At 68.5% G+C, this 26,172-nt stretch carries 23 protein-coding genes; 14 read left to right on the top strand and 9 right to left on the bottom strand.

Annotation, left to right across the window (positions count from 1 at the left end):
• Positions 1-8: 8 nt before the first annotated feature.
• Positions 9-1,322 carry a M50 family metallopeptidase gene (locus tag MOX01_RS12565; protein WP_113681552.1) on the top strand — a complete coding sequence of 438 codons (1,314 nt, stop codon included), beginning with the start codon at positions 9-11 and terminating at the stop codon, positions 1,320-1,322.
• Positions 1,323-1,427: 105 nt separating this feature from the next.
• Here MOX01_RS12565 and MOX01_RS12560 read toward each other — a convergent pair whose 3' ends face one another.
• Both MOX01_RS12560 and MOX01_RS12555 read right to left on the bottom strand, forming a co-directional pair.
• Positions 1,428-3,311, bottom strand: coding sequence for a chorismate-binding protein (locus MOX01_RS12560; protein ID WP_113681553.1), 1,884 nt, complete (start codon positions 3,309-3,311; stop codon positions 1,428-1,430).
• 171 nt (positions 3,312-3,482) lie between these two features.
• The gene (locus MOX01_RS12555) at positions 3,483-4,109 is read right to left on the bottom strand and encodes a pyroglutamyl-peptidase I (protein ID WP_141369965.1); all 627 of its coding nucleotides are present in this window, start codon (positions 4,107-4,109) and stop codon (positions 3,483-3,485) included.
• Between the two features lie 81 nt (positions 4,110-4,190).
• Between MOX01_RS12555 and ispG the strand changes: the two genes are divergently transcribed.
• The 3 genes from ispG to MOX01_RS12540 all read left to right on the top strand — a co-directional run bounded on the left by ispG (position 4,191) and on the right by MOX01_RS12540 (position 6,612).
• Positions 4,191-5,321 carry a flavodoxin-dependent (E)-4-hydroxy-3-methylbut-2-enyl-diphosphate synthase gene (gene ispG, locus MOX01_RS12550; RefSeq protein WP_045265366.1) on the top strand — a complete coding sequence of 377 codons (1,131 nt, stop codon included), beginning with the start codon at positions 4,191-4,193 and terminating at the stop codon, positions 5,319-5,321.
• Between the two features lie 17 nt (positions 5,322-5,338).
• Positions 5,339-5,671 (top strand): nuclear transport factor 2 family protein, encoded by a 333-nt coding sequence (locus MOX01_RS12545; RefSeq protein ID WP_061016570.1) that lies wholly within the window; start codon positions 5,339-5,341, stop codon positions 5,669-5,671.
• Positions 5,672-5,745: 74 nt separating this feature from the next.
• Positions 5,746-6,612, top strand: a complete 867-nt coding sequence (locus MOX01_RS12540) for an alanyl-tRNA editing protein (RefSeq protein WP_058631278.1) — start codon at positions 5,746-5,748, stop codon at positions 6,610-6,612.
• A 2-nt stretch (positions 6,613-6,614) separates the two neighbouring features.
• On the opposite strand, the gene MOX01_RS12535 is transcribed toward MOX01_RS12540, so the two are convergent.
• Both MOX01_RS12535 and MOX01_RS12530 read right to left on the bottom strand, forming a co-directional pair.
• On the bottom strand, positions 6,615-6,902 hold the full coding sequence (locus MOX01_RS12535) for a hypothetical protein (protein WP_141369963.1): 288 nt from the start codon (positions 6,900-6,902) through the stop codon (positions 6,615-6,617).
• Between the two features lie 43 nt (positions 6,903-6,945).
• Positions 6,946-8,361, bottom strand: a complete 1,416-nt coding sequence (locus MOX01_RS12530; RefSeq protein WP_061016566.1) for an RNB domain-containing ribonuclease — start codon at positions 8,359-8,361, stop codon at positions 6,946-6,948.
• Positions 8,362-8,429: 68 nt separating this feature from the next.
• Here MOX01_RS12530 and MOX01_RS12525 point away from each other — a divergent pair, with 68 nt between their 5' ends.
• Both MOX01_RS12525 and MOX01_RS12520 read left to right on the top strand, forming a co-directional pair.
• Positions 8,430-9,200: an isocitrate lyase/PEP mutase family protein gene (locus MOX01_RS12525; RefSeq protein WP_058631275.1), complete on the top strand. Its 771-nt coding sequence runs from the start codon at positions 8,430-8,432 to the stop codon at positions 9,198-9,200.
• Positions 9,201-9,242: 42 nt separating this feature from the next.
• Positions 9,243-11,003: a proline--tRNA ligase gene (locus tag MOX01_RS12520; RefSeq protein WP_046748262.1), complete on the top strand. Its 1,761-nt coding sequence runs from the start codon at positions 9,243-9,245 to the stop codon at positions 11,001-11,003.
• A 29-nt stretch (positions 11,004-11,032) separates the two neighbouring features.
• Here MOX01_RS12520 and MOX01_RS12515 read toward each other — a convergent pair whose 3' ends face one another.
• The 3 genes from MOX01_RS12515 to MOX01_RS12505 all read right to left on the bottom strand — a co-directional run bounded on the left by MOX01_RS12515 (position 11,033) and on the right by MOX01_RS12505 (position 13,719).
• Complete coding sequence (locus MOX01_RS12515; RefSeq protein WP_141369961.1) at positions 11,033-11,536, bottom strand: pyridoxamine 5'-phosphate oxidase family protein; 504 nt, start codon at positions 11,534-11,536, stop codon at positions 11,033-11,035.
• Between the two features lie 101 nt (positions 11,537-11,637).
• On the bottom strand, positions 11,638-12,237 hold the full coding sequence (locus tag MOX01_RS12510; protein WP_113681557.1) for a TetR family transcriptional regulator: 600 nt from the start codon (positions 12,235-12,237) through the stop codon (positions 11,638-11,640).
• A 21-nt stretch (positions 12,238-12,258) separates the two neighbouring features.
• Entirely contained in the window at positions 12,259-13,719 is a 1,461-nt protein-coding gene (locus MOX01_RS12505; RefSeq protein WP_141369959.1) for an APC family permease, read from the bottom strand.
• Between the two features lie 151 nt (positions 13,720-13,870).
• Here MOX01_RS12505 and MOX01_RS12500 point away from each other — a divergent pair, with 151 nt between their 5' ends.
• Both MOX01_RS12500 and MOX01_RS12495 read left to right on the top strand, forming a co-directional pair.
• Positions 13,871-15,031: a DmpA family aminopeptidase gene (locus MOX01_RS12500; RefSeq protein WP_141369957.1), complete on the top strand. Its 1,161-nt coding sequence runs from the start codon at positions 13,871-13,873 to the stop codon at positions 15,029-15,031.
• A gap of 53 nt (positions 15,032-15,084) precedes the next feature.
• Positions 15,085-16,125, top strand: coding sequence for an LOG family protein (locus MOX01_RS12495; protein ID WP_046748266.1), 1,041 nt, complete (start codon positions 15,085-15,087; stop codon positions 16,123-16,125).
• Here the strand turns inward: MOX01_RS12495 and MOX01_RS12490 are convergent.
• Positions 16,094-17,449, bottom strand: coding sequence for a flavin monoamine oxidase family protein (locus MOX01_RS12490; RefSeq protein ID WP_141369955.1), 1,356 nt, complete (start codon positions 17,447-17,449; stop codon positions 16,094-16,096). The two genes, MOX01_RS12495 and MOX01_RS12490, sit on opposite strands and share 32 nt — an antisense overlap.
• A gap of 131 nt (positions 17,450-17,580) precedes the next feature.
• Between MOX01_RS12490 and nusA the strand changes: the two genes are divergently transcribed.
• The 5 genes from nusA (at position 17,581) to MOX01_RS12465 (ending at position 24,489) form a co-directional block, all read left to right on the top strand.
• Positions 17,581-18,564 carry a transcription termination factor NusA gene (gene nusA, locus MOX01_RS12485; RefSeq protein ID WP_046748267.1) on the top strand — a complete coding sequence of 328 codons (984 nt, stop codon included), beginning with the start codon at positions 17,581-17,583 and terminating at the stop codon, positions 18,562-18,564.
• Positions 18,497-18,880 carry a YlxR family protein gene (locus MOX01_RS12480; RefSeq protein WP_307723508.1) on the top strand — a complete coding sequence of 128 codons (384 nt, stop codon included), beginning with the start codon at positions 18,497-18,499 and terminating at the stop codon, positions 18,878-18,880. The genes nusA and MOX01_RS12480 overlap by 68 nt, the downstream gene beginning before the upstream one ends.
• A gap of 94 nt (positions 18,881-18,974) precedes the next feature.
• Positions 18,975-21,725: a translation initiation factor IF-2 gene (gene infB, locus MOX01_RS12475; RefSeq protein ID WP_141369953.1), complete on the top strand. Its 2,751-nt coding sequence runs from the start codon at positions 18,975-18,977 to the stop codon at positions 21,723-21,725.
• Positions 21,726-21,823: 98 nt separating this feature from the next.
• A complete protein-coding gene (gene rbfA / locus MOX01_RS12470; RefSeq protein WP_046748269.1) occupies positions 21,824-22,249 on the top strand; it encodes a 30S ribosome-binding factor RbfA in 426 nt (141 codons plus the stop codon).
• A gap of 200 nt (positions 22,250-22,449) precedes the next feature.
• Complete coding sequence (locus tag MOX01_RS12465) at positions 22,450-24,489, top strand: response regulator transcription factor (protein ID WP_141369951.1); 2,040 nt, start codon at positions 22,450-22,452, stop codon at positions 24,487-24,489.
• Positions 24,490-24,540: 51 nt separating this feature from the next.
• On the opposite strand, the gene MOX01_RS12460 is transcribed toward MOX01_RS12465, so the two are convergent.
• Entirely contained in the window at positions 24,541-25,437 is an 897-nt protein-coding gene (locus tag MOX01_RS12460) for an iron-sulfur binding domain-containing protein (protein WP_141369949.1), read from the bottom strand.
• A gap of 54 nt (positions 25,438-25,491) precedes the next feature.
• Here MOX01_RS12460 and MOX01_RS12455 point away from each other — a divergent pair, with 54 nt between their 5' ends.
• Positions 25,492-26,145 (top strand): hypothetical protein, encoded by a 654-nt coding sequence (locus MOX01_RS12455; RefSeq protein WP_141369947.1) that lies wholly within the window; start codon positions 25,492-25,494, stop codon positions 26,143-26,145.
• Positions 26,146-26,172 lie beyond the last annotated feature (27 nt).

Raw genomic sequence — 26,172 nt, 5'->3', positions numbered from 1 at the left:
GTTGGCACGTGGAATTCCTGCTCTATCTGGCCGGCATCCTCTTCATGCTGATCGGCCTCGGGCTGTCGATCGGCCTGCATGAGGTCGGGCACCTCGTCCCCGCGAAGCTCTTCGGCGTGCGCGTCGGCCAGTACATGATCGGCTTCGGCCCGCGGCTGTGGTCCAAGCGCATCGGTGAGACCGAGTACGGTTTCAAGCTGCTGCCTCTGGGGGGCTTCATCTCGATGTCGGGCATGTATCCGGCATCGAAGAACTCCGGTCCGGCGTCGGGCGTCTTCCGCTCTTTGATCCAAGATGCTCGCAGTGCCAACGACGAGACCATCGCAGAAGGCGCCGAAGACCGCGTCTTCTACCGGCTGCCGGTGTGGAAGCGTGTCGTCGTCATGCTCGGCGGGCCCGCCATGAATCTCGTGCTCGCGACGGTGATCTTCACCGTGCTGCTGTCCGGCATCGGTGTGCAGCAGGGGACGACCACGATCGCTTCGGTGACCGAGTGCGTGGTCCCGGCGGGTTCCACAGCGACCGAGTGCACGCCGGATGATCCCGCGTCTCCGGCAGCGGAAGCCGGCATCAGACCGGGCGACGTGATCGTGTCGGTCGACGGGAAGCCGGTGTCGACCTTCGCCGAGGCCACCGCGATCGTGCAGGCGTCCCCGGGTGAGACGATCGACATGGTCGTGCGGCGCGACGGAGCCGAGAAGTCGCTGAATCTCACGCCGATCGCCGCGGAACGCACGATCACGGATGCGAGTGGCCAGCCGATCCTGGACGACGCAGGCAAGCCCGTGGTCAAGGAGGTCGGCTACGTCGGCATGGGCGCGCAGATGGGATACGTGCAGCAGCCGTTGACCGCGGGGCCGGAGATGGCTGCGGACAGCACGGCGCGCGTCGCATCGATGATCGTCACGCTCCCTGTGCGTCTCTGGGATGTCGGCGTGTCCCTCGTGACCGGCGGTGAACGCGATCCGAACGGCCCGCTGAGCGTGGTCGGCGTCGGTCGCCTCGCCGGCGAGGTCGCCGCGACCGATGCGCCGATCCTCAACCGCTTCGCGTTCCTGCTCGGGCTGCTGGGCTCGCTGAACATCGCGCTGTTCGTGTTCAACCTGATCCCGCTGCTCCCGCTCGACGGCGGCCACATCGTGGTCGCGCTGTGGGACGGGATCAAGCGCGCATGGGCCAAGCTCTTCCGTCGGCCCCCGCCGGCACCCGTCGACGCGACCAAGCTCGTACCGCTCACCGTGGTGGTCGCCGTGGCCCTGATCGCGATGGGTGCCCTGCTCCTGGTCGCCGACCTCTTCAACCCGGTGAACCTGCTCGGCTGATTCCTTCGGGGTGTCTCTTCCCGGCGCGTTGGACCTCGGCCTTGCCGCGGCGGACATGCCGACAGTGCCGACACGCTGGCAGCGGACAGCCCGCGACCGTCAGCCTCAGGCGAGGGCGTGGGTCACGAGGCGTTCGAGCGTCCGGATGCCGTCTCGCGAGAGGATCGACTCGAGATGCCCCTGCACGGAGGCGAAACGGTCTCCTCGGAGCGCGTAGACATCGCCCGAATCCGCGTCTGCGGACACTTCGGCGTCGCCGACCGCGCTCGTGCCCGGGGCGACACGCGCGGTGAAGGTGTTGTAGAAGCCGATCGATGCGTCTTCGCCGAACACCGGGACCGACTTCTGCAGCCCCTGGTGCGGTGCGTCGAGAGGAGTCAGGGCGATGCCGAGGCGGTCGGCGAGGATCTGGTGGCTCAAGCACACGGCGAGCAGCGGCATGCCGGAGTCGAGGCGACGGGTGACGACGTCGCGCATCCTGGCGATGCGGGCGCTCTGCGCATCCCGCGGGTCACCGGGGCCGGGGCCCGCGACGACCAGGTCGGCGGCATCCAGGTCGGCATCCTGTGCGTCATTCCAGGGCACGATCTTCACGGCGAGTCCGAGATGACGGAGCTGGTGCGCGAGCATGGTGGTGAAGCGGTCCTCCGCGTCGACGACGACGGCGGAGCGTCCGGCGAACGGACCGGTGAATTCCTCGCCCTGCGGGTTGAGCCAGAACTCGGCCAGGCGCGCGTTTCGTGATTCCAACAGCTCGGCAACGGTCGGGTCGTCGGCGAGGGCGTGCGCGTCACCGGGAGCGTCCGCATCGCTGCGAGCCTCGGCCACATGATCGCGGTCGATCGCCCCGATGGCACCGAGCACACCCGCGGCCTTACCGTGCGTCTCGGACACCTCGCCCATGGGGTCCGAGTGTCGGACCAGCGTGGCTCCGACAGGCACGCTGAGCGCGCCGTCCTGGAGATACACGGTGCGGATGAGGATGGGGGCGTCCAGGTCATGGCCGCCGTCCGCGTTCGGGGAGAACAGCGCCGCGACACCCGAGTAGTAGCCTCGCGGCTTCTGCTCGTGACGACGGATCACAGCGCAGGCGTTCTGCATGGGCGAGCCGGTGACCGTGGGAGCGAACATGGTCTCGCGCAGGATGTCGCGGGGGTCGAGCGTGCTGCGTCCGCGGAGCATGTACTCCGTGTGCGTGAGCCGCGACATCTCCTTGAGGTGCGGACCGGTGATCCGTCCTCCGTCGGAGCAGACGGCGCTCATCATCTTGAGCTCCTCGTCCACGACCATGAACAGCTCCTCGGTCTCCTTCGTGGAGGCGAGGAAGTCGACCAGCGTCTCCTTCGTCGCCCCACCCGCCGGGTGACGGAAGGTTCCGGAGATCGGGTTCATGGTGACGATGCCGCCCTGGGCGACCACATGCGCTTCGGGACTGGCGCCGACGGCGATGTGACCGGGGGTGAAGACCGCGAAGGTCCAGTACGCACCGCGCTCGTGTGTGAGCAGCGCACGGAACCAGGTCAGGGCCGCCGTCCGGTCATCGACGTCGACATTCGCGGTGAAGTCCCTGCGGATGACGAAGTTCGCGCCCTCTCCGCGGCCGATCTCGTCCGCGATGACGTTCTCGACGATCGCCGCATACTCTGCGTCGGCGATGTCGAAGCCCTCGTCGTGCAAGGCGACCGGCTCACTCGGCAGCGCGGAGAGGAGCTCGGCGGTCGGAAGGTGCAGGTGCTCGTCGACGACCACGCACCGCAGCGGTGCGGCGTCGTCCTGGGCGACGAAGCCGCGCTCGCGAACCTGGCGGTAGGGGACCATCGCGAACACCTCACGAGGCGTGCCGTCGACGGCGAGGGGGATATCGGCGAGCAGGTCGACATCCCGCACGTCGCCGCTGAGCAGCTCGACGGTGTCGGCTCCATCGCGGGCGATGAGGACGAAGGACGCGGTCGGATCGGCGCGGAGCTCGGCGAGTCGCGAGAGGGTCATGAGTATCTCCTGTGCTGTGCTCCGGCTCGGCGCAACGAAAAGACCGCCCCGGGGGCGGTCTGAATTCGTGGGAACGCGAACACACCGCCTAGAAGGCGGGCCACCAGGTGAAGTTCGCGAGCATGGGGCCGAAACTACCACATCGGCCGCGATGACCCGCGCGGCATGACGTCACCAGATGCTGCCGCCCGGCTCCTTCGTCTCGGCATCGAGGGCGTGATCGACGACCAGGCGCACGGCGCGAGCCAGCTGCTCCTCGCTCAGATGAGGAGAGACGGACGGCGCGGTCGCCGTCGACCAGGGAAGATGCACGAACCCGGCGACGGCGTCGGGGCGCACCGCCCCCAGCACGGTGTACAACACGTGATTGCAGACGTAGCTGCCGGCGGACAGCGAGGACCGGGCAGGGATGCCCGCCGCGTCGATGACCTGCACCAGATGCTTGACGGGAAGTGTCGAGAACCGCGCTTCGGGACCGCCCGCCTCGCTGGGAACGTCGATCGGCTGGGCGCCGTCGTTGTCGGGGATGCGCGCGTCCATCAGATTCACGCCGATGCGCTCCACCGCGACGTGGGCGCTTCCGCCGGCGAGCCCGGTGCAGATGACGACGTCCGGTGCGTGTCGGGCGATGAGGGCGCGAAGCCGCTGGGCGGATGACTCGAATGCGACAGGAAGAGTCGCGATGACGAGCTCGTGCGGTCCCTCGTAGTCGACCGCCACCGCGTTCACCGCATCCGCCGACGGATTGCGCTCTGCGCCGTCGAACGGTTCGAAGCCGGTGAGGAGGATGACTGCCATGGCTCCAGGGTAGGTGCGTCCGTCCAGCCCACATGCATCCTGGCGGCGTAGTCTTGAGGGGTGCCAGCAGTGAACCTCGGAATGCCGAAGATCCCCGAAGTCCTCGCCCCGCGCCGTAAGTCACGGCAGATCAAGGTGGGCAAGGTTCTCGTGGGCGGCGACGCTCCCGTCAGCGTGCAGTCGATGACCACCACGAAGACGACGGACATCAACGGGACGCTCCAGCAGATCGCCGAGCTCACCGCGTCGGGTTGCGAGATCGTGCGTGTCGCGGTACCGCACCAGGATGACGCCGATGCGCTGAAGATCATCGCGATGAAGAGCCAGATCCCGGTGATCGCTGACATCCACTTCCAGCCGCGCTACATCTACACGGCCATCGATGCCGGGTGCGGTGCGGTGCGAGTGAACCCCGGCAACATCCGCGAGTTCGACGGCAATGTCGGGAAGATCGCGGAGGCCGCCAAGGCCGCCGGTGTCTCCCTGCGAATCGGTGTTAACGCCGGCTCGCTGGACCGCAGGATCCTGGCGAAGTACGGCAAGGCCACCGCTGAGGCACTCGTGGAGAGTGCCGTCTGGGAGGCATCGCTGTTCGAGGAGCACGACTTCCACGACTTCAAGATCTCGGTCAAGCACAACGACCCCATCGTGATGGTGAAGGCGTACCGTCAGCTGGCGGAGCGGGGCGACTGGCCGCTGCACCTCGGAGTGACCGAGGCCGGACCCGCTTTCCAGGGAACGATCAAGAGCGCCACCGCCTTCGGCATCCTCCTCGGCGAGGGGATCGGCGACACGATCCGGGTATCTCTCTCCGCACCGCCGGCGGAAGAGGTCAAGGTCGGCCACCAGATCCTGCAGTCGCTCAACCTCCGCGAGCGCAAGCTCGAGATCGTCTCATGCCCCTCGTGCGGTCGCGCACAGGTCGACGTGTACACGCTCGCCGAGAACGTCACCGAAGGCCTCAAGGACATGACCGTTCCCCTGCGGGTCGCGGTGATGGGCTGCGTCGTCAACGGTCCAGGTGAGGCTCGCGAGGCCGATCTCGGCGTGGCTTCGGGCAACGGCAAGGGCCAGATCTTCGTGAAGGGCGAGGTCATCAAGACCGTGCCGGAGGCGGACATCGTCGCCACTCTCATCGAAGAGGCCAACCGGATCGCCGCCGAGATGGGCCCAGAGGCGCCGCTCGGCACCGCCCAGGTCGTCACGGTCTGAGCGGCGAGGAGCACGAGATGTCGGATTCCACCCTCCCTGTTCCCGTCAGGGCGATGATCGACGCGATCAACGCCGCGGACACGGATGCGTTCGTCGCCGTTTTCACGGCCGACGGGTTCGTCAGCGACTGGGGCACGGTCAAGGCCGGTTCCGACGGGGTCCGCGCATGGGCGGGCAGCGATGCGATCGGTGCCGGCGCGCGTATGACCGTGCTCACGGCCACGACCGAGGGAGACACCACGCGCATCCGCTTCGGCTGGGCGAGTCGGGTCTTCAACGGCGAGTCCGACGGCATCTTCGTGGTCGACGGCGACAAGCTCGCCAGCTTCACCATTCCGCCGTCCCACTGACCGATCTGACCGAGGTCCGCGGGCGTCGAACGCGCCGCCATCTCGAGACCCCGACGTCGTATCCGAGGAGAACCATGTCGACGCCCACCATCGTGACCTTCCCGACAGGGACCGTGACCGGAGACGGGGTCATCGCCCGCGTGGAGCAGACGCCCGAGGGCACGATCGTCGTGGTCGACGAGACGCCCTTCCACCCGGTCGACCACACCTGGCCCGACCAGCCGGGTGACACAGGGAGTATCGCCGTCGGCGACGACACCGTCCGAGTGGTCGAAGCCGTCATGGCCGCGATCTCGGACGAGGGGGAGTTCGCGGTGGGAAGCGCGATCCCCGTCAAGCGCGGTGCTGAGGGCTGGACCTGGCTCGTCGGTCACCTGATCGAGGGGGCCGCCCCGGCATCCTTCACGGAGGGCGCTCGAGCCGACCTTACCGTCGACGCCGCTCGTCGTGCCGGACTCAGCCGCGGGCACACCGCATGCCATGTCGCCTCGCTGGCGCTCGATCTGGCCCTCGCCGATCTCTGGCGCAAGGAACCGGGGGAGGACGCTCTCGGCAACCCCGACTTCGAGGGTCGCGCCAACCAGTCCAGCCGCATCCACGAAGATGGCGCTGTCGACGAGTACCGGCTCGGGAAGAGCCTGCGCCGGGCCGGCTTCGATACCGAGACCTTCGCCACGACCCTGTCCGAGCGCGAGCGACGGATCAATGAGCAGCTCGCGGCATGGGTCGCCTCAGGTGCTGTGAGCAGCATCGTGACGGAAGGGCCCACGATCGTCGATCGGCGGCGCTGGCACTGCGATCTCCCGGAAGGAGAGGCCGTGATCCTCTGCGGGGGCACGCACGCGGAGTCGCTCTCGGAGTTCGCCTCCATCGTCGTGAGCCTGGACCTGAGCGATCCTCAGCTGCTGGTCATGACGACCGTGGCGGCTCCCGGGCGCTGACGTCAGCGGACGAACCCCGCCTGCACGCGGCCGCCCGCTCGCCTCAGTTCGTCTTCGACGCGATCGGCGAAGGCAGTGAGATCACCGGCGAGCAGCGGAGCGCTCAACCTCTCGGCGCGACTGTCGCTCAGATCACGCAGCCGTCGGGGCAGCCATTTGCCGGTGGCAGTCCACCGACCGGCATCCACGAGCATCAGCTCTGCGATCCGCTCGAAGAGCAGACCCGCCACGATCTGTCGCTCGAGTGCGTCTGTCGCGTCGCGCAGGTCGTCGAGCAGGTCGGTGATCATGTAACGACGAAAGCGAGACTCCGCGGCCTCGTCGCCGGGGTGCTCAGAGAGCGAACTCGACCTCTCCCGTGCCGATATCGGCACTGATGATGCGAAGCCGGACGACGTCGCCCGGTCGTGCCTCTGAGGGAATCGGCGCGGTCGCCGTGACCACCGGCTCGGTGAGTTGGACGGCAGCGCGCTCTCCGCGCAGCTCGATCACGGTGGCATCGACCGTCGAGCCGATCAGAGGCGTGAGGAGCGCGGCTTCCACGCTGTTGATCGTCGCCGCGTTCAGCCGCGACGCCCGTTGTCCCGACTCCTGCATCAGTGCGGGAAGCTGTGCGAGCGAGGAACGGATCCACGCGGGTATCGGCTCGCCGTTCGACACCGCGAGGCAGAGCGCGAGGACCCAGCGATCGACCAGGCGGCGCAGGGGAGCGGTCGCGTGCGCGTAAGGGGCGCCGATCGCCGCCTGCACGGCATCGTCCGGCGCCTGGCCGTCGAACACCAGATACCCGGCGCCACGGAACAGCGATGACGCGGCTTCCAGCACCGGGAGGGTCAACGGGTCGGTACGGTCCAGGGCCCGGAGATAGTCCCCGTACGCGCCGGAGGTCCACGGGCGGCCGAGAGCTTCGGTCTGGTGTCGGAACGTGTCGAAGGCCGCTCCATCCGGTTCCGGCATCGTCCGCAGGATGCCCACTCCGGCGTCGAGCATCAGCGTGGCAGCGGCCATCCCCGTCATGAGCGAGAGCTGGGCGTTCCATTCCTCGACGGGAAGCGGGCGTCGACGTTCGATCGCGTAGGTGCCGTCGTCTCCGCGCACCACCTCCTCGTCCGGCAGGTTCAGGCTCGCCCCGCCGCGCAGTCGCTCCTGCTCGAGCCGCAGAGCACCGATCTCGGGCAGCAGCGCGGCGGGCCCGTCCTCTCCGCGGTCGAGCGCATCCTGGGTGGTCCCGTAGTCGAGCTGCGCGCGCGAGCGGATCAGGGCGCGTTGCAGACGGAAGTCCGAGACGATGCCCGCGGAGTCGAGCTCGAAGATCCAGACGAGCGCCGGACGGTCGACGTCGGGGAGCAGCGAGGCGCGATCCTCGCTCAACACGCGCGGGTGGAGCGGGATCGTGCCGTCGGCGGCGTACAGGGTCTGTCCTCGCCGGCGCGCCTCGACGTCCACGGCTCCACCGGGGACGACGAACCCCGGGACGTCGGCGATCGCATACCGGACGGTGTACCCCGTTCCGGCGCGCTCGAGGTGGAAGGCCTGGTCGAGGTCTCGGGAGCCCTCCGGATCGAGCGTGGCGAAGGGGATCTCGCGAAGATCGAGCTCCGGGACCACGGCGGTCGCGGCCTCCGCCTCGGCGATGACGTCGTCGGGGAAGTCGAGGGGCGCATCCATCGACTCGCGCAGAGCAGCGAGCGCCGATGCCAATTCGGTCTGCGCGGCGGACGGGGCGACGTGCGATCGGCGCTGAGGCATGGTTCCAGCCTAGGCGCGGGTGCGGGCGAACCGGCCCTGCCGAAGCCATCCCGCGTTAGCGTGGAGTCATGATCACTGCAGCCAAAGCCCAGACCCTCGTCGGACTCTACGACGCACCGGAGATCCTCCGTGTCGTCAACGTGTGGGACGTCGTCTCCGCACGAGCGGTCGCCGCTCTGCCCGAGACGAAGGCGATCGCGACGGCCGGACACGGGATCGCCGCATCGTTCGGCTACGAGGACGGCTCGACGCCTCGCGACATCATGATCGACATGGTGGGTCGCATCGCGGCCGCCGTCCAGGTGCCCGTCACGGCAGACCTCGACGACGGGTACGGGGATGCGGGAGAGACCACCCGCCTCGCGATCGGAGTCGGCGTCGTCGGTGCGAACGTCGAGGATCGCCTCAAGCCGCTCGACGAGTCCGTCGCAGCGGTGGAGGCGATCGTGAAGGCCGCACAGTCGGAGGGCGTCTCCTTCGCTCTCAACGCCCGCACCGATGCGTTCGTCCGCGCCGGTGGTCGCCCCGTGCAGGAGAGCATCGCCGATGCGATCCAGCGTGGTCGCGCCTACCTCGATGCCGGCGCGACGGCGGTCTTCGTCCCCGGCATCCTCGACATGAACGTGACCCGCCAGCTCGTCGAGGGCATCGGCGAGCGCAAGGTGAGCGTCATCGGGATCCCCGGCGCCCTCGCCGCGTCCGAGTACGAGAAGCTCGGCGTCGCACGCATCTCGTACGGCCCGCTTCCGCAGCGGGTGGCTCTGACGGCCCTGCAGGAGCTGGCGGCCGACCTCTACGCGGGTGGCGTCGTCCCGGCGAACCTTCCCGCTCTCAACTGACGCGGTCGAAGACGGGTGACCACGGCTCACTAGACTTGCTCCGTGGTCACTCGTCTTTCGAACTTCTTCCTCCGCACGCTCCGTGAAGACCCTGCAGGCGCAGAGGTCGCCAGCCATCGGCTGCTGATCCGGGCGGGATACATCCGCCCGCAGGCCGCCGGCATCTTCGCGTGGCTGCCACTGGGGCTGCGCGTCAAGTCGAAGATCGAGACGGTCGTCCGGGAGGAGATGGCAGCCGCCGGCGCGCAGGAGGTGCATTTCCCCGCTCTCATGCCGCGTGAGGCCTACGAGGCCACCGGGCGCTGGGACGAGTACGGCGACCTGCTCTTCCGCCTGCAGGACCGCAAGGGCGGCGACTACCTGCTCGCGCCCACGCACGAGGAGGCGTTCACGCTGCTCGTGAAGGACCTCTACTCCTCGTACAAGGACCTGCCCCTCACGATCTTCCAGATCCAGGACAAGTACCGCGATGAGGCACGCCCGCGGGCGGGTCTGCTCCGCGGACGCGAGTTCACGATGAAGGACGCGTACTCGTTCGACTCGTCAGACGAGGGCCTGGACGTCAGCTACCAGGCGCAGCGCGACGCGTACGAGCGCATCTTCCAGCGCCTCGGACTCGAGTACGTCATCGTCCAGGCCGACGCCGGCGCGATGGGCGGCTCCCGGAGCGAGGAGTTCCTGCACCCCACGCCTGTCGGGGAGGACACGTTCGTGCGGAGCGCGGGCGGGTACGCCGCGAACGTCGAGGCCTTCACCACGGCGGTGCCAGAGGCCATCGCTTACGACGCCGAGGCGTCCCCGGTCATCTTCGACTCCCCGGACACGCCGACCATCGACACGCTGGTGGCTCACGCCAACCGCGAACTCGACGGCGAGTACACCGCTGCGGACACGCTCAAGAACGTCGTCCTCGCCCTCACGCATCTCGATGGCACCCGCGAACTGGTCATCGTCGGCATCCCCGGTGACCGCGAGGTCGATGAGAAGCGCGCCGAGGTGGCCTTCGCGCCCGCCGAGGTCGAGACGGCCACCGCGGACGACTTCGAGAACAACCCGCTGCTCGTGAAGGGCTACATCGGTCCGTGGTCGCCGACGGGAGCAGTGCTCGGCGAGGAGTCGGCCACCGGCATCCGTTACCTCGTCGATCCGCGCGTGAGCGAGGGCACGAGCTGGATCACCGGCGCGAACATCGACGAGAAGCACGCGCACTCCGTGGTGGCCGGCCGCGACTTCGCCGCCGACGGCATCGTGGAGATCGCGAACGTGCGTGCAGGCGATCCCGCCCCCGACGGCTCCGGTCCGGTCGAGCTCGCTCGCGGCATGGAGATCGGGCACGTCTTCCAGCTCGGACGCAAGTACGCCGAGGCATTGGGCCTCAAGGTGCTGAACGAGAACGGCAAGCTCGTCACCGTCACGATGGGCTCGTACGGCATCGGCGTGACCCGTATCCTCGCGATCATCGCCGAGCTCAACAACGACGACAAGGGCCTCATCTGGCCGGCGTCCGTCGCGCCGTTCGACGTGCAGGTCGTCGCCGCGGGCCGCGACCAGGTCGCGTTCGAGGTCGCGGAGGGGATCTCCGCTCAGCTCGAAGCCGCGGGGCTCGACGTGCTCTACGACGACCGGCCGAAGGTCTCGCCCGGAGTGAAGTTCGGAGACGCCGAGCTCGTCGGTGTGCCGAAGATCGTCATCGTCGGCCGCGGGGCCGCGGAGGGCCAGGTCGAGCTGTGGGACCGCGCCACAGGGGAGCGCGAGGCCGTCTCCGTCGACGAGGTCGTGCCGCGACTCTCCGCCGCGCACTGACCCCACAGTGAGCCTTCACGGCCGCATCGTCAGCAGACGATGCGGCCGTGGTTCATGGTGTCGTCGTCCGGGGTGTCCCGGGTCACGAGCGACTTCAGCGCACCCGCCGCGAGCGCGAGCCTGCCTTTCGACGGCTCCCAGAACTCGGTGACCTTCGGCGTGACCTTGAGGAGGGCGATGCCCGGGGTGTCGAGGCCGTCCGCGAACCAGATCTCCAGCGACGCGGAGTAGAGCTCCTCCATCTTGGCGCGGTCGTGCACCACTTCTGCGGTGCCGGCGACCGACACGTATCGCATGCCCTTGGCATCGCAGTAGGCGAGGCCCACGTCGTGGTGCTTTCGGGCCTCGTGGACCTTCTCGGTGTCTTCAGCGGTGAAGAACCAGATGTCGCCCGCGTCGTCCATCTGCCTGGTCGACATCGGCCGACTCACGAGGTTGCCGTCGTCGTCGATCGTGGTGAGCATCGTGATGTCGATGTCCTCCACGAGTTCGGCGATGCGGGCGAGGGCTTCGGGTCCTGTGATCTCCGTCATGACGTCAGCGTGCCGTGCGGAGCGTGCGGGCACACGGGCATTGACAGGGGGGCAGCCGCCGTGCTCGACATCGCCGAAGGCAGACGAGTGGACGGCGGGGCTCAGCCGCCGAAGTCGCAGTCGAGGGCAGTGCGGGCGTAGGAGAGGATGTTCGACCGGTACGTCTGCGCTCCCAGCTCGACGCCGATCAGCGGGTAGAGGTCATACGCGTCCTCGAGAGCGACGATGTTCCGTGCGATCACGGTGAGGTCGGCGGTGGGGCGGAAGGTGCCGAGCGCCGTGCCGATCTCGATCGTCGATCTGTAGAGGGCGACCTGCCGTTCGACGATGGAGCGGTGCAGGGGACGGTACTGAGGCTGCTCCCGCAGCAGGGGGATGCTCTCGTACGCCATGCGCAGATGGTCGCTGATCTCGTCCGGGATCCCGGCCGTGACGAGAGCGACCAGACGCTTCGCCGGGTCGGGCTCGTTCTCGGCGAGTGCGCGTCGTCTCTCGTACATCTCCTCCAGGACACCCTCGACGGTTGCATACATCAGCTCGTCGAAGGTGGAGAAGTAGTACAGCACGCTCCCCGCGCTGACCGAGGCCTCCGCGGCGACCGCGCGCACGTTCGTGCCGAGGAGACCGCTGCGCCCGGCGACGCGCCTGGTCGCGGAGATGAGCTCCGCCCGTCGGGTGGCGTGCTTGCGCTGCTCGGCCACGTATCCTCCTCGCGCCTGGCGCTACTCGTCGTCGGGAACGAGCGTGGTGAGTTCAGCATAGTGGCGGGGACGACGTCGCTTCAGGACGATCCCGACGACGATGCCGGCCACGAACAGGGCGGGGGTGGGGGCGAGGAGCGCGAGGTTGACGGGCCCCTGGAGGCCGGTGACGAGATCGAAGTTGGTCGCGATGAGGACGAATCCGACGATCAGACCGAGCGCCCCGAGCGCCGGTGCGACCAGTACCCGCCAGATGCTGTGGCCTCGCCGCCCTCTCAGGAAGAAGCCGACCACGGCGATGGCGGCCACGGCCTGGGCGAAGACCAACCCGGCCACGCCGATCGAGTACACAGGGAGCGCGAAGCCGAGGAAGGGATCCGCTCCGCTGATGATCGTCACCGCGATGGCCACGAGCGACACGATCGAGATCACGAGGCTTGCGTGGTGAGGTGCCTGCGTCGTCGGCTGGGTCTGCGCGAGCCACGACGGCAGCAGACGCTCCCGTCCGAGCGAGAAGAGGTACCGGGAGCTGGCGTTGTGGAACGCGAGGAGGCAGGCGAAGAAGCTCGTGACGATCAGCACCCGCATCGTCACGGACGCCCAGGCGCCCAGGTACGCGTCGCCGGCGTGGAAGACCATGTCCTGGAAGTCGTCCTGCAGGGCGAGGCGCAGCACGCCCTCGATGCCGAAGGCGACCGTGAGGATCCAGAACGTGAAGGCGTAGAAGACGCCGAGGAACGCGATCGAGATGTATGTCGCGATCGGCACGGTGCGTGCCGGATCCCGCGCCTCCTCGGCGTAGATCGCCGTGCTCTCGAAGCCGAGGTAGGCACCGAACCCGAAGACGAAGAGCGCGCCGCTCCCGGCGGCGAAGAAGACGTTCTCGGGGGCGAAGGAGGCGAACGAGATCGGCTCGGGGCCGCCCGAGGCGAGCACGGCGATCGCGAGGACGAGCAGGATGGCGACCTCGGCCGTGAGCAGGACGCCCAGAACTTTGGCACCGACATCGATCTTGCGGTAGCCGAGCACCCCGACGATGACGAGCGCCATCAGCGCGTAGACGGTCCAGGGCAGATCGATGCCGAAGAGTGCGGAGAACGTCATCTCCCCGAAGAACCCGACGAAGCCGTAGAAGCAGATGCACAGGGCGGTGTAGGAGAAGATCGTCACGAACACGATGCCGATGCCGACGGGTTTGCCGAGTCCTCGAGCGCCGTAGACGTAGAAGGCGCCGGTGTTGCGCACATACCTCGACATGGCGGTGAAACCGAAGGCGAACAGCATCAGCACGACACCGCTGGCGAGCATAGCGCCCGGGCCGCCGATGCCGGCGAGACGGAAGTCCGTGGCTGCAGCGCTGGCGACGACCGTGAGGGGAGCTGCGGCGGAGACCACGAAGAAGACGATCGCCCAGACTCCGAGGCGCCGCTGGGCGAGCGTAGTGGTCGTGGTCGTGGGGACGGAGGGATTCGGCTGAGACATCTGCGGCTCCGGAATCTGCTGTCGGGAGGGTGCGTATCGGATGGTACGAGCTCTTGAACAGTGATTCAAAGGGCACAGCCGGGTTAAGTCAAGCAAAACATGCGTTGGATGACATACTCTCTGAACATACGTTCAGGTCAGAGTGGAGTACATGGTGGTTTCCTCATCGGCGTCGGAGTCGTCACGCAGGCGTATCAGGGCAAGGGATCTGGGGGTCCCGTTCGCGGGACGCAGCGGCACCCACGGCGCGATCACCGACGTCCCCGGTGTGGCCGTCGGATATCGCACAATGATCGCGGGGGAGGGAGCGCACGCCGTCCGCACCGGGGTCACCGCCGTCCTGCCCCGGGGCCGCGAGGGAGTGGGCGTGCCCTGTGCTGCGGCCGTCCACGCCTTCAACGGGAACGGCGAGCTCACCGGCCGCGCATGGATCGACGAGTCCGGATCGCTGTCCATGCCGATCGGGATCACCAGCTCGCATGCGGTCGGAGCCGTGCACAGCGGTATCGACTCCTGGGTGGCGCAGATCGCCCCGCACGTCGCCGCCCAGTGGATGCTGCCCGTCGTCGGGGAGACCTGGGACGGATACCTCAACGACATCAACGGCGGTCACGTCACGCCGGCGGACGCGTGGTCGGCCCTGGAGGCGGCCAGCACCGCCGCACCGGCGGAGGGGAACGTCGGCGGAGGGACGGGGATGAACTGCTACGGCTTCAAGGGAGGCACCGGCACGGCATCCAGAACGGTGGCGTACGGCGGTGCCGAGTACACCGTCGGAGTCCTCATCCAGGCGAACTTCGGTGCGCGCGACGAGCTTCGGCTCGGCAGCATCGACCTGGGCGCACGATCGTCGGCGCCGAACCCGATGGGCGACGACGACTGGTTCGCTCGGGAGCGGCGCCAACATGCCCCGGGAGGAGCCGGATCCGCGATCGTGGTCATCGCCACTGACGCCCCCTTCCTTCCCGGTCAGTGCGCGGCACTGGCTCGTCGGGGAGCCCTGGGTCTCGGCCGCAGCGGCACCGCGGGCAGTCACTTCTCGGGCGACATCGTCCTCGCGTTCTCCACCGCGAACGAGGGTGCGCTCACGTCGCAGTTCCCGGAGGGGAGCGACGAGGTCTACGAGACCATGCGCCTGATCCCGTGGGGGCGGATCGATCCCTTCCTGACGGCAGCGGTGCAGGCCGTCGACGAGGCCGTGTGGAACGCACTCGTCGCAGCGCAGGACATGACAGGACGCGACGGGCACAGGAGCCTCGCGCTCCCGCACGACGAGATCCGGGCGGCCGTCGACGAGTCCCGCGGAGTCTGAGCGACGGCGTGGCAGGAGGCCGCGGTCGCCCCGGAGCATGACACCCTGGAGGCATGATCGACGAACCCCTCCCTGAAGCGCTCAGCGCCGAGATCAACGCCGTCCTCGACGATGCGGGAGTGCACACCGACCGCAGGCTCGTGATGCGGATGCTGCGCACCGCGATCCTTCTGGGGGAGGACGGCGCCGACCGCCTCGATCTGAAGATCGCCTCGGCAGCGCTCGCCGAGATGCGGGATGCGTTCCGTCTCTTCGCTCCGTTCCGTGGCGTCCCCAAGGTCACGGTCTTCGGCTCGGCGCGAACCAGGCAGGACGATCCGCTGTATCTGACGGCGCGCGACGTCGCCTCGGCCCTCGCGGGGGATGGGTGGATGGTCGTCACGGGGGCGGGGCCCGGCATCATGCAGGCGGCTTCCGAGGGAGCGGGTCCTGCCCTCTCGCTGGGCGTCTCGATCAGGCTCCCGTTCGAGGAGAAGCCCAACGGCTTCGTGGCCGGCCAGGACCACGTGGTCGCGATGAAGTACTTCTTCACCCGCAAGCTCATGCTCATCAAGGAATCGCTCGGGTTCATCTGCCTGCCGGGTGGGTTCGGCACCCTCGACGAGATGTTCGAGCTGCTCACCCTGCAGCAGACCGGCAAGGCGGAACCGACGCCGATCGTTCTCCTCGACGAGCCGGGTGGCACGTTCTGGCAGGGGCTTCGCAGCTTCATCGACGACCATCTCGCCCCGACCGGGGTCATCTCGGAGGGCGACTTCGATCGCGTCGTGATCACGGATTCGGTCGATGCGGCCAGGGCGGAGATCACGGGCTTCTGGCACAACTACGACTCATTGCGCTGGGTGGGCGATGCGCTGGTGCTGCGGCTCAAGGCGGAGCCGACGGACGAGGAGATCGATCGGCTCAACGAGGAGTTCGGCTCGATGCTGTCATCGGGGAGGATCGAGCGGACGGGCCCGCGTCAGCCGGAGGTCGCCGACGCCGACAACCTCGACCTCCCGCGCCTGATCCTGCACCTGGATCAGCGGCAGGTGGGCAATCTGTTCCGACTGATCGGCGCGATCAACGCCCTACCGTCTGCTCCCGCGCGGTGATGCGGGCGGCGAAGTCGGCGAGATCGACCGGGCGATCGAGGATGCGCTCCGCAGCGCGGTGGCCGGAGTAGAACGCCGCCCCGACCGTGGCCGGCTCATCGCCCCAGGTGGCTTCGCCGGCGAAGTGCAGCACCCCGTCGACGGGCCCCGCCAGAGCATCGTGATCGTGGTGCGTCGATCCCAGGGCGAGGTGGGAGTACGAGCCGTTCGAGAACTCGTCCTCGCCCCAACGCGTGACCCAGTGCGCGAGCGGTTCACCGACGGCGTCTCGGTAGAGGACGTGGAGAGCGCTGACCGCGTCGGCGACGATCTCGGCATCAGCGAGGTCCTGCATCCGACGACCGAAAGGGCCGGCGGCGAAGGTGAGGAGCGTGGGGATCCCGCTCACTGCAGATACGTCGTACCAGGAGTGCCAGTGCTCGCCGGCGTCTCCGAGTGCGCGGATCACGTACGTCTCCTCGTCCCAGAAGCGCTCGGGGAACTGGACGAACACCTTGTTGAACACGCCCATCCCGAGGCGGGAGATAGGGCCGGAGACCGCTTCGGGGAGCTCGGGATCGAACGAGATCGTTCCCGCCTTGAGGACCCCGAGCGGCACGGTGACGATGACGCGGTCCGCGCGGTACTCGGTATCACCGGCGCGCACGACGACGCCCGCTGCGGAACGGCTCACGCGGGTCACGACCGTCTCCAGGCGCACATCGAGGCCGTCTGCGATGCGGCGGGGGAGCTCGTCGTAACCGCGGGGGAAGATGACCTCGTCGCCCTCGATCGCATCCTCATCGAGGCCATGGGCATCGAGATCGCCGATCCAGGCGCCGCACTGCTCCTCGACGCGATGGCGGAAGAACTCGCGGATGTCGTCGATGCGATCAGGGGAGAGCCCCGACCTGTCCAGAGCGCGCTCCGTGACGTCCAGGTACGTGTCGCCGGAGGAGGATGCGGCGATCTCCTCCACGAGCAGGCGGTCGGCCAGGTCGACGTCGCTGACCCACTGCGCGGTCGCGGCTTCGTCCAGACGGCGGCCCTCGCCGTCGTAGTTCTCGATCGGGCGACCTCCGACCTGGAAGCTGCCCACCGTGTACTCGATCGCCGGGATGCGCAGCGCATGCACGAGGTCCCACAGCGGGGAGTTCTCGATGCCGTGGATCCATGAGGCGCCGAGATCGACCGGGAATCCGGCGCTGCGGTCGGTGTGCATGCGGCCTCCGATGCGGTCGCGCCCCTCGAGGACCACGACGCGCTGACCGGCGTCGGCGAGCATCCGGGCGCTCGTGAGCCCCGACATGCCTGCGCCGATCACGACCGTGTCGAATGTGCTCACGTGCTCCTCCTCGAGCGGCTCCGGGATTCCGCCACCGCCGCCGCCGTGCGGGAGCCGGTGGGCACAGGGTATCGTGGTACGGATGTCGCGCGTGCGAACAGGCGCGACGAGAGCTGAATAGAGAGGCCGTCATGGACATCGAACTGAGTCTGCTGCGAGGGATCGAGAAGGAGAAGGCGATTCCCTTCGATGAGCTCGTCGCCATCATCGAGCAGGCGATCCTGACCGCGTACTCCAAGCACGTCGCAGCCGACGGCGTCACGCCCGAGGGTGTCCGCGTCGACCTCGACCGCAAGACCGGCCATGTCGCCGTCCTGCAGGTCGTCAAGGACGAAGAGGGCGCGATCATCGGCGAAGAGGACGCGACGCCGGATGACTTCGGCCGCATCGCCGCCTTCGCCGCCAAGCAGGTCATCAGCCAGCGTCTCCGTGACATCGCGGACGACGTCGTGCTCGGCGACTTCAAGGACAAGGAAGGCGACATCGTCGCCGGCGTGATCCAGCAGGGCCCGAATCCCCGCATGATCCACGTCGACCTCGGCTCCGTCGAGGCGATCCTTCCCCCTGAGGAGCAGGTGCCCGGCGAGGAGTACACGCACGGCTCGCGCCTGCGCGTCTACGTCACGAGTGTGGCCAAGGGCCTCAAGGGCCCGCAGATCACCGTCTCGCGTACGCACCCTGGGCTCGTCCGCAAGCTCTTCGCCCTGGAGGTGCCGGAGATCGCGGCCGGTCTGGTCGAGATCGTGGCGCTGGCCCGGGAGGCCGGACACCGCACGAAGATCGCGGTGAAGGCGAACGACCCCTCGATCAATGCCAAGGGCGCCTGCATCGGTGAGCTGGGTCGTCGTGTGCGCGCGGTGACCGAGGAGCTCGCCGGCGAGAAGATCGACATCGTCGACTACGACGCGGACCTCCCGACCTTCGTGGCGCACGCGCTTTCACCCGCCAAGGTCACGAGCTCTTTCGTGCTGGATGCCGGCACCAAGGCCGTCCGCGCGCTGGTGCCCGACTACCAGCTGTCGCTCGCGATCGGCAAGGAGGGCCAGAATGCCCGCCTGGCCGCCAAGCTCACGGGGGCGAAGATCGACATCCAGCCGGACAGCGTCCTCGACTGACCGGCTTCGGCCTTCCGCCGCGCCCGGGAACGGGCGAGGCGGGGTGAAACGCAGGTGTAAGATGGAACCCGTACGAACGTGCGTCGGTTGTCGCACGCGTGCTCCCCGCTCCGCCCTTCTCCGGGTGGTTGCCCAGAACGACACCCTCATCCCCGATGAGCGTGCTGTCCTGCCGGGGCGCGGCGCGTGGGTGCATCCGACACCCGAATGCATGGAGGCCGCTCTGCGGCGACGAGCCTTCGGACGAGCACTGCGTGTGAACACTCAGCTGGACACACGGACCTTCGAACAGCACCCACCAAGAAACAAAGGCTGAACAGCTATGGAAACAAAGTGAACGGCTCGAAATGAGACCCGTCCGCGACTAGTGGTCTGCCCTGTCTGGGTGGACCGACTCAGACAGGAGAATTGTGGCTGGTAAACCACGCGTACATGAGATCGCCGCCGAACTCGGCGTCGACAGCAAGATCGCACTTGCAAAGCTCAAGGAACTCGGCGAGTTCGTGAAGAGCCCCTCTTCGACCATCGAACCGCCGGTGGCGCGCAAGCTGCGCGCGGCGATCGAGGCCGACAGCTCGCTCAAGAGCGCAGCCCCTGCTGCTCCGGCCGCGAAGCCGGCAGCGTCTGCGGCGAAGCCCGGTGTGGGTTCCGGCGCCAAGCCGGGCCCGAAGCCCGGCCCCAAGCCCGGTCCCAAGCCCGCCCCGGAGGCTCCGGCCCCCGCTGCTCCGGCACCCGCGGACCCGACTCCTGCACCTGCAGCAGCGGCCCCCGCGCCTGCAGCTCCGGAGGCGGCCGCACCCGCCGAGAGCAGTGCACCGACTCCGGGCGCTCCGCGTCCGGGTAACAACCCCTTCTCGTCCGCGCAGGGCATGGGCCAGCGTCCCGCCGGTCCCCGTCCCGGCAACAACCCCTTCGCCTCGGCGCAGGGCATGGGCCAGCGTCCGACTCCGGGCAACATCCCGCGTCCTCAGGCGCCTCGTCCCGGTGCACCCCGTCCGGGTGCGCCTCGGCCCGGCTCGCCTCGTCCTGGTGCACCCCGCGGTGGCCAGGGTGGTCGTCCCGGTGCTCCGTTCCAGCAGCGTCCCGGAGGCCCCGGTCGTCCCGGCGGCGCCGGTGGACCCGGTGGAGCAGGCGGCCCCGGTGCACGTCCCGGCGGCGGTTTCGCCGGTCGTCCCGGTGGTGGCGGCGGTCGCGGCCGTGGACCCGGCGGTGGCACGGCAGGTGCCTTCGGTAAGGGCGGCGGCAAGAGCAAGCAGCGCAAGTCGCGGCGGGCGAAGCGGCAAGAGTTCGAGATGCGGAGTGCTCCGGTCGTCGGTGGCGTCAACGTCACCCGCGGCAACGGAGAGATCATCCGCATGCGTCGCGGCGCATCGATCGCGGACTTCGCGGACAAGATCGAGACGCTGACCGGCTACACGGTGCAGCCCGGAACCCTCGTGACGATCCTCTTCAACCTCGGCGAGATGGCCACGGCCACCGAGTCGCTGGACGAGGCGACGTTCGAGGTGCTGGGCGAGGAGCTCGGTTACAAGATCCAGATGGTCTCGCCCGAGGACGAGGACAAGGAGCTCCTCGAGGGCTTCGGTCTCGACCTCGAGGCCGAGCTGGAGGCGGAGAGCGAGGAAGACCTCGAGATCCGTCCTCCCGTCGTCACCGTCATGGGTCACGTCGACCACGGTAAGACGCGACTGCTCGACGCGATCCGTCAGACCAACGTCATCGAGGGAGAAGCCGGCGGCATCACCCAGCACATCGGTGCCTACCAGGTCTGGACCGAGCACGAGGGCATCGAGCGAGCCATCACGTTCATCGACACCCCGGGTCACGAGGCGTTCACCGCCATGCGTGCCCGTGGTGCGCAGGTCACCGACCTCGCGATCCTCGTGGTCGCAGCCGACGACGGCATCATGCCGCAGACGGTCGAGGCGCTGAACCACGCACAGGCGGCGAACGTGCCGATCGTGGTCGCGGTGAACAAGGTCGACAAGCCCGACGCCAACCCCTCGAAGGTGCGTCAGCAGCTGACCGAGTATGGTCTCGTCGCCGAGGAGTTCGGTGGCGACGTCATGTTCGTCGACGTCTCCGCTCGGGCGAACACGGGTATCCAGGATCTCCTGGATGCCGTGCTGCTCACGGCGGATGCCGGCCTCGACCTGACCGCGAACCCGAACAAGGCCGCTCGCGGTGTCGCCATCGAGGCGAAGCTCGACAAGGGTCGCGGTTCGGTCGCCACGGTGCTCATCCAGTCCGGAACGCTCCGGGTCGGCGACGCGATCGTCGCGGGTACGGCCTACGGCCGTGTGCGTGCGATGGCCGACGAGAACGGCGAGCAGGTCCTCGAGGCCTACCCGTCGCGTCCGGTCCAGGTGCAGGGTCTGAACTCCGTACCGCGCGCCGGCGACGTCTTCATCGTCACCGAGGAAGACCGCATGGCCCGTCAGATCGCTGAGAAGCGTGAAGCGGTCGAGCGCAACGCCCAGCTGGCCAAGGCCCGCAAGCGCATCTCGCTCGAGGACTTCACCCGTGCTCTCGAAGAGGGCAAGGTCGAATCTCTCAACCTCATCATCAAGGGTGACGTCTCCGGTGCCGTCGAGGCACTCGAGGAGTCGCTGCTCAAGATCGAGGTCGACGACTCGGTGCAGCTGCGCATCATCCACCGCGGTGTCGGCGCGATCACCGAGTCCGACGTGAACCTGGCGACGATCGACAACGCGATCATCGTGGGCTTCAACGTCCGCCCGGACACGAAGGCGCGCGAGCGCGCCGCTCGTGAAGGCGTGGACATCCGCTTCTACTCCGTCATCTACAACGCGATCGACGAGATCGAGAGCTCGCTCAAGGGCATGCTCAAGCCGGAGTACGAAGAGGTCCAGTCGGGTGTCGCCGAGATCCGCGAGGTGTTCCGCTCCTCGAAGTTCGGCAACATCGCCGGTGTCATCGTGCGATCGGGAACGATCACCCGCAACGCCAAGGCTCGCGTCATCCGCGACGGCGTCGTCATCGCCGATGGTCTCGCCATCGAGTCGCTGCGTCGCTTCAAGGACGATGTCACCGAGGTCCGTACGGACTACGAGGCCGGTATCGGACTCGGGAAGTACAACGACATCCAGATCGGTGACGAGATCGAGACGACCGAGCTCATCGAGAAGCCTCGCGGCTGATCTATTCGAAACACTCTCGGGCGTTCCCCGTCTCCCCGTTCCTTCCGGTTCGTGGGAGACGGGGGACGCCCTGAGGGTTCCTGGACAGGGAGAGAACAATGGCAGGCGAACGACAGGCCCGACTTGCGGATCGAATCCGCGTGATCCTCGCGGAGAGGCTGGAGAAGGGGCTGCGCGATCCACGCCTCGGCTTCGTCACCATCACCGACGTCCGTGTGAGCGGAGACCTCCAGCACGCGTCCGTGTTCTACACGGTGCTCGGCACGGAGGAGGAGCGCATCTCCAGCGGAGCCGCGTTGACCTCCGCGACCGGCATGCTGCGCAGCGAGGTCGGACGACAGCTGAGCACACGACTCGTGCCGACGCTCGAGTTCATCCCGGACGCGCTGCCGGAGAACGCCGACCACATCGGTGCGTTGCTCCGCGAGGCGCAGCAGCGCGATGCGGATGTCGCGAAGCTGGCTTCTTCGGCTTCGCACGCCGGCGACGCCGACCCCTACCGCACGGAAGACGACTCGGAGTGAGAGCCGTTTGATACGCTCGGCTCCGCGGGACCCGATCCCGCGAAGCTGAGGGGGATCGGCGCATCGAGGGTACGGACACGACTGGGGGGCCGTTCGTCGCGCCCGCCGCGGCCGGACTTCTCCTGGCGGATCTCCTCGAGCAGGATCTCGGATGCGCTCCGCACGTTCTCGCGCGTCTGTCCGACGCCGTCGATGGCGACGTGCCGACGATTCGCGAGGTGGTCCAGCGTCTGACACCGGCTCAACGTCACGGGCTGCAGTCGTTGCCGACGCCGCTCCCGCTGGTGCCGGCCATCGCGCTCCGGTTCGCCGACCTGGAACTCGACGAACGTGATCGTGAGCTGCTGCTCGCGCTCGCGGTGCGCCTGGACGACGCTCTCGGTCCCCTCCTCGCCTTCGACGGACGAACGGCGACCGAACTGGCCGATGCATCTGTCGCAGATCACGTGCTCGTGCACGCCGGTCGCGCACGGCTCGTCGATGCGAGACTGTCCGTCTGGGTGCAGGCGACGACCTGCGCGGCCAGGACTGCGGCGGTTCACCAGCGGTTGAGCGCGCTCTTCCGTGCTCGGGGCGAACGCGCGAGTGCGGACTGGCACCAGGCGCGGGCTTCACTCGAGGGAGCCCCGTCCACCGCACCTGGACTCACGCGGCTCGCCCGGCGGCTCTCCGAGGCCGGACAACCCGACCGTGCGCTGCTGCTCGCGACCGAGGCGCATAGACACGCCGTGGGCGATGCCAAGGACGAGGCATGTCTCGTCGCCGGCGCCTCGGCCCTGAGCGCCGGACTCGCTGCGGAGGCCGCAGCATGGCTGGGAGGTCTCTATCCGCGCGGAAGCACGCATCATCGGATCGCCGGCCTCGGCGCGCTGATCGTCGCTCGAACGTTCGTGCAGGGCGCAGTACCCGCCGTCGATCCGACCACGCTGCGGTCGAGAACGCTCGACCAGGAGGACTGGCGCCACTGGACCAGGGCTGCTGCTCTCGCGGCCGTCCTGTGCGCCGAGCGCGGCGACCGGATCGGGATGCGCACCTGGCTCGATGTCCTGCGAGACGGGGCCGCCCGCGCGGATGCAGGCGATGAGCTCCGCGATCCCGCCGTCGCGTTGTGCTGGCTCATCGTGGGCGATCGCGGCGGCGACGCCGTGAGTGGAGCCGGTCCGGCGAGCGGGGGCATGCTCCGCGCACTGCGCGCCGCGACGGACGGAGACATCGATCGTGCGCTCCGCCTGCTGTCGACCGATGGATCGGTCCTGTCCGTCGGCCCCGATCCTCTCGTCCCTGGGTACGAGAACAGCCCGGTCATCCAGGCCTATCGCGCGGTCATCGAGGTGCTGCTGCTGGTCTGGCGGGGCGACATCGGGCTTGCGCGCGACCGACTGATGCAATCGGCTCTCCGGCTTCCGATCGCGATGCCGTTCGCCGGCCTCGGCGTGGTCCTCGCCCGGCGCCTCGACGTGGCCGTGCTCGGTGAGCTCGGGCCTTTCGCCCGTTCGCTCACGGCGGCCCTCCCCGTGGGAGTGAAGGTCGATCTGCTCGTGGACCGCGGCATCCGCTCGTTCCTCGCCGGTTCGTTCGACGAGGCTGCCGCGACGTTCCGGCTTTGGTCCGATCGCGGCGCACCGCAGCCGACGTTGGTGGTGCCGGGGCTGGAGGAGATGGCGTTCGTCGGTCAGGAGAGCGTCAGGACCGCGGCGGTCGAGCCTCCCGAGATCGCCCTCGCGCAGGAGCTGCGGATACGCATCGCGACAGCGGGGGACGGGCGGTGGCCCTCCGAGAGCGAAGAGGTGAGCGAGATCGCGCGTACTCTCACTTCGCCGTTCGCGAGGGCGCGGGTGGAGATGATGCTCGGGACGCAGCAGGCGATCCGTGACGATCACGCGTCAGCGAGGATCCACCTCCAGTACGCGGAGCGGCTGTTCGAGATCTCCGGCGCAACCGCCTGGGCCAGAGCCATCCGGAACAGGCTGGATCGCCTCGATGCCAGGGAAGGAAGCATCCTCCCCGTGGCGGAGGCTCTCTCCGCGTGCCGTTCGGCCTGGGCGCTCCGGCTCACGGCGCGCGAACTGGAGGTCGCGATGCGCGCCGTCCGAGGAGCCGCGAACCGCGAGATCGCGGAGGCGCTGCGTGTCTCGGTACGCACCGTGGAGGTGCACCTCGGTCGGGTCTTCGTCAAGCTGGACGTGCGGAGCAGGGTCGAGCTGACGGTGCTCGCGCATCGCACGGATCACCACGTCTGAGCGTGCGGACCCGTCGAGGCGTCGGCTGCCGTGATCGCTTGCGGAAGACGTTCAGCGCGGCAGGAACAGCGCTGACCCGTCGGCTTCCGCGAGGCCGTCCGCGATGAGGGAGTCGATGGCGCGATCCCGCTGACCCGCGTCAGGCCAGTCCGGCAGCACGGCCGCCAGCGGAACAGGCTCCGGATCCAGGGTCCGCAGCAGCCGCAGCACCGCGCCGCGGGCCTGTCTGTCCGACCCCTCGTACGCCGCCTGGCGTCGCCGCTCATCCCCGGTGTCGGGTCTGCCGGCCGCCAGCCAGGCGCAACTGCCTGCCAACGGGCACAGCTCGCATCGTGGTGATCGTGACGTGCACACGGTGGCGCCGAGTTCCATCGCCGCGGCGTTGAACATCGCAGCGGCATCGATGTCATCGGGCAGCAGCGAGGCCATCAGATCGAGGTCTCGGCGTGACGGCGCGCCCGGCTGTGCGCGGCCCTCGACGGCACGAGCGAGCACCCTTCGGGTGTTCGTGTCGACGACCGGGTGGCGGTCGCCGTAGGCGAACACGGCCACGGCACGGGCGGTGTAGTCGCCGATACCCGACAGCGCCAGCAGGTCGTCCACCCCGCGCGGTACGACCCCGCCATGCCGGTCGGTGATCTCGACGGCCGCGCGATGCAGCCAGAGCGCACGCCGGGGATAGCCCAGGTTCGCCCACTGCTGCACGACGTCCGCCGCCGATGCGCTGGCCATCCTCGCGGGCGTCGGCCATCTCTTCAACCAGGCATCGAGGTGCGGGATGACCCTCACGACCGGCGTCTGCTGCAGCATGAACTCGCTCACGAGCACACCCCAGGCCCCGAACTCGTCGTGAAACTCGGGGCGTCGCCACGGCAGGTCTCTGGCGGTGGAGCGGTACCATTCGGGCAGGGCCGACACCACGTCGGAAGGGACCTGCGTGTCGGGCATCCCTCCAGCCTACGTGAGCGGGCCGAGGGGCCCGAGACCGGAGTCAGGGGCTTCATGATCCGTGCACGCGCCGCCGCGCTTATCCTCCTCACCGCTCTCGCCACGAGCGGTCTCACCGGTTGCACCGGGGGTGCGGCGCCCGCGCCATCCGACAGCCGGGAAGTCAGTCCCAGCCAGACACCGTCCGATTCTCCGAGCCCGACGACGGAAGCCAGAGTCGAGGTTGCGACAGACCCGAGCACCTGGGTCATCGACGACGCCGGTGTCGGGCCGATCGAGATCGGTGGCGACTTCGCCTCGACGCTCGACGGTCTCGCACCGGGATGGACCAACGACGCGGTCGACTGCTCATGGTCGGCGTGGTGGACGGCGTCGGATTCCGCCTACGGTATGTCCTTCGTGCGGGGCACCGAGAGCCCGAACGCTCCCATCCGCGAGATCTCCGTCTCCTCTACGAGTGAGTCGCTCGAGGGGATTCCAGGTCCCCAGACGATGACCGGGTTGGGCGTCGGCGCCACCAGGGACGATCTGCTCGCGGCATACCCCGCCGCGCAGCAGGGGACGTCGACGATCGGGAGCGACAGCTGGATCATGCTCCCGAGTGAGACCGACGCCCACGTGTTCTTCGCGTTCCGGGAGGGTGCGGATACCGCCTGGGACGTCACGGTGACGACCGGTGCGGAGCCCTCGTACGAGGTCTGCGGCTGAGCGCCGTGACCGCTCCGCCCCGTCACC

It is taken from the genome of Microbacterium oxydans (assembly GCF_006540085.1).
GTDB lineage: Bacteria > Actinomycetota > Actinomycetes > Actinomycetales > Microbacteriaceae > Microbacterium > Microbacterium oxydans.
The sequence above is the reverse complement of the archived record's forward strand: the minus strand, read 5'-3'. Positions and strand labels throughout refer to the sequence as shown.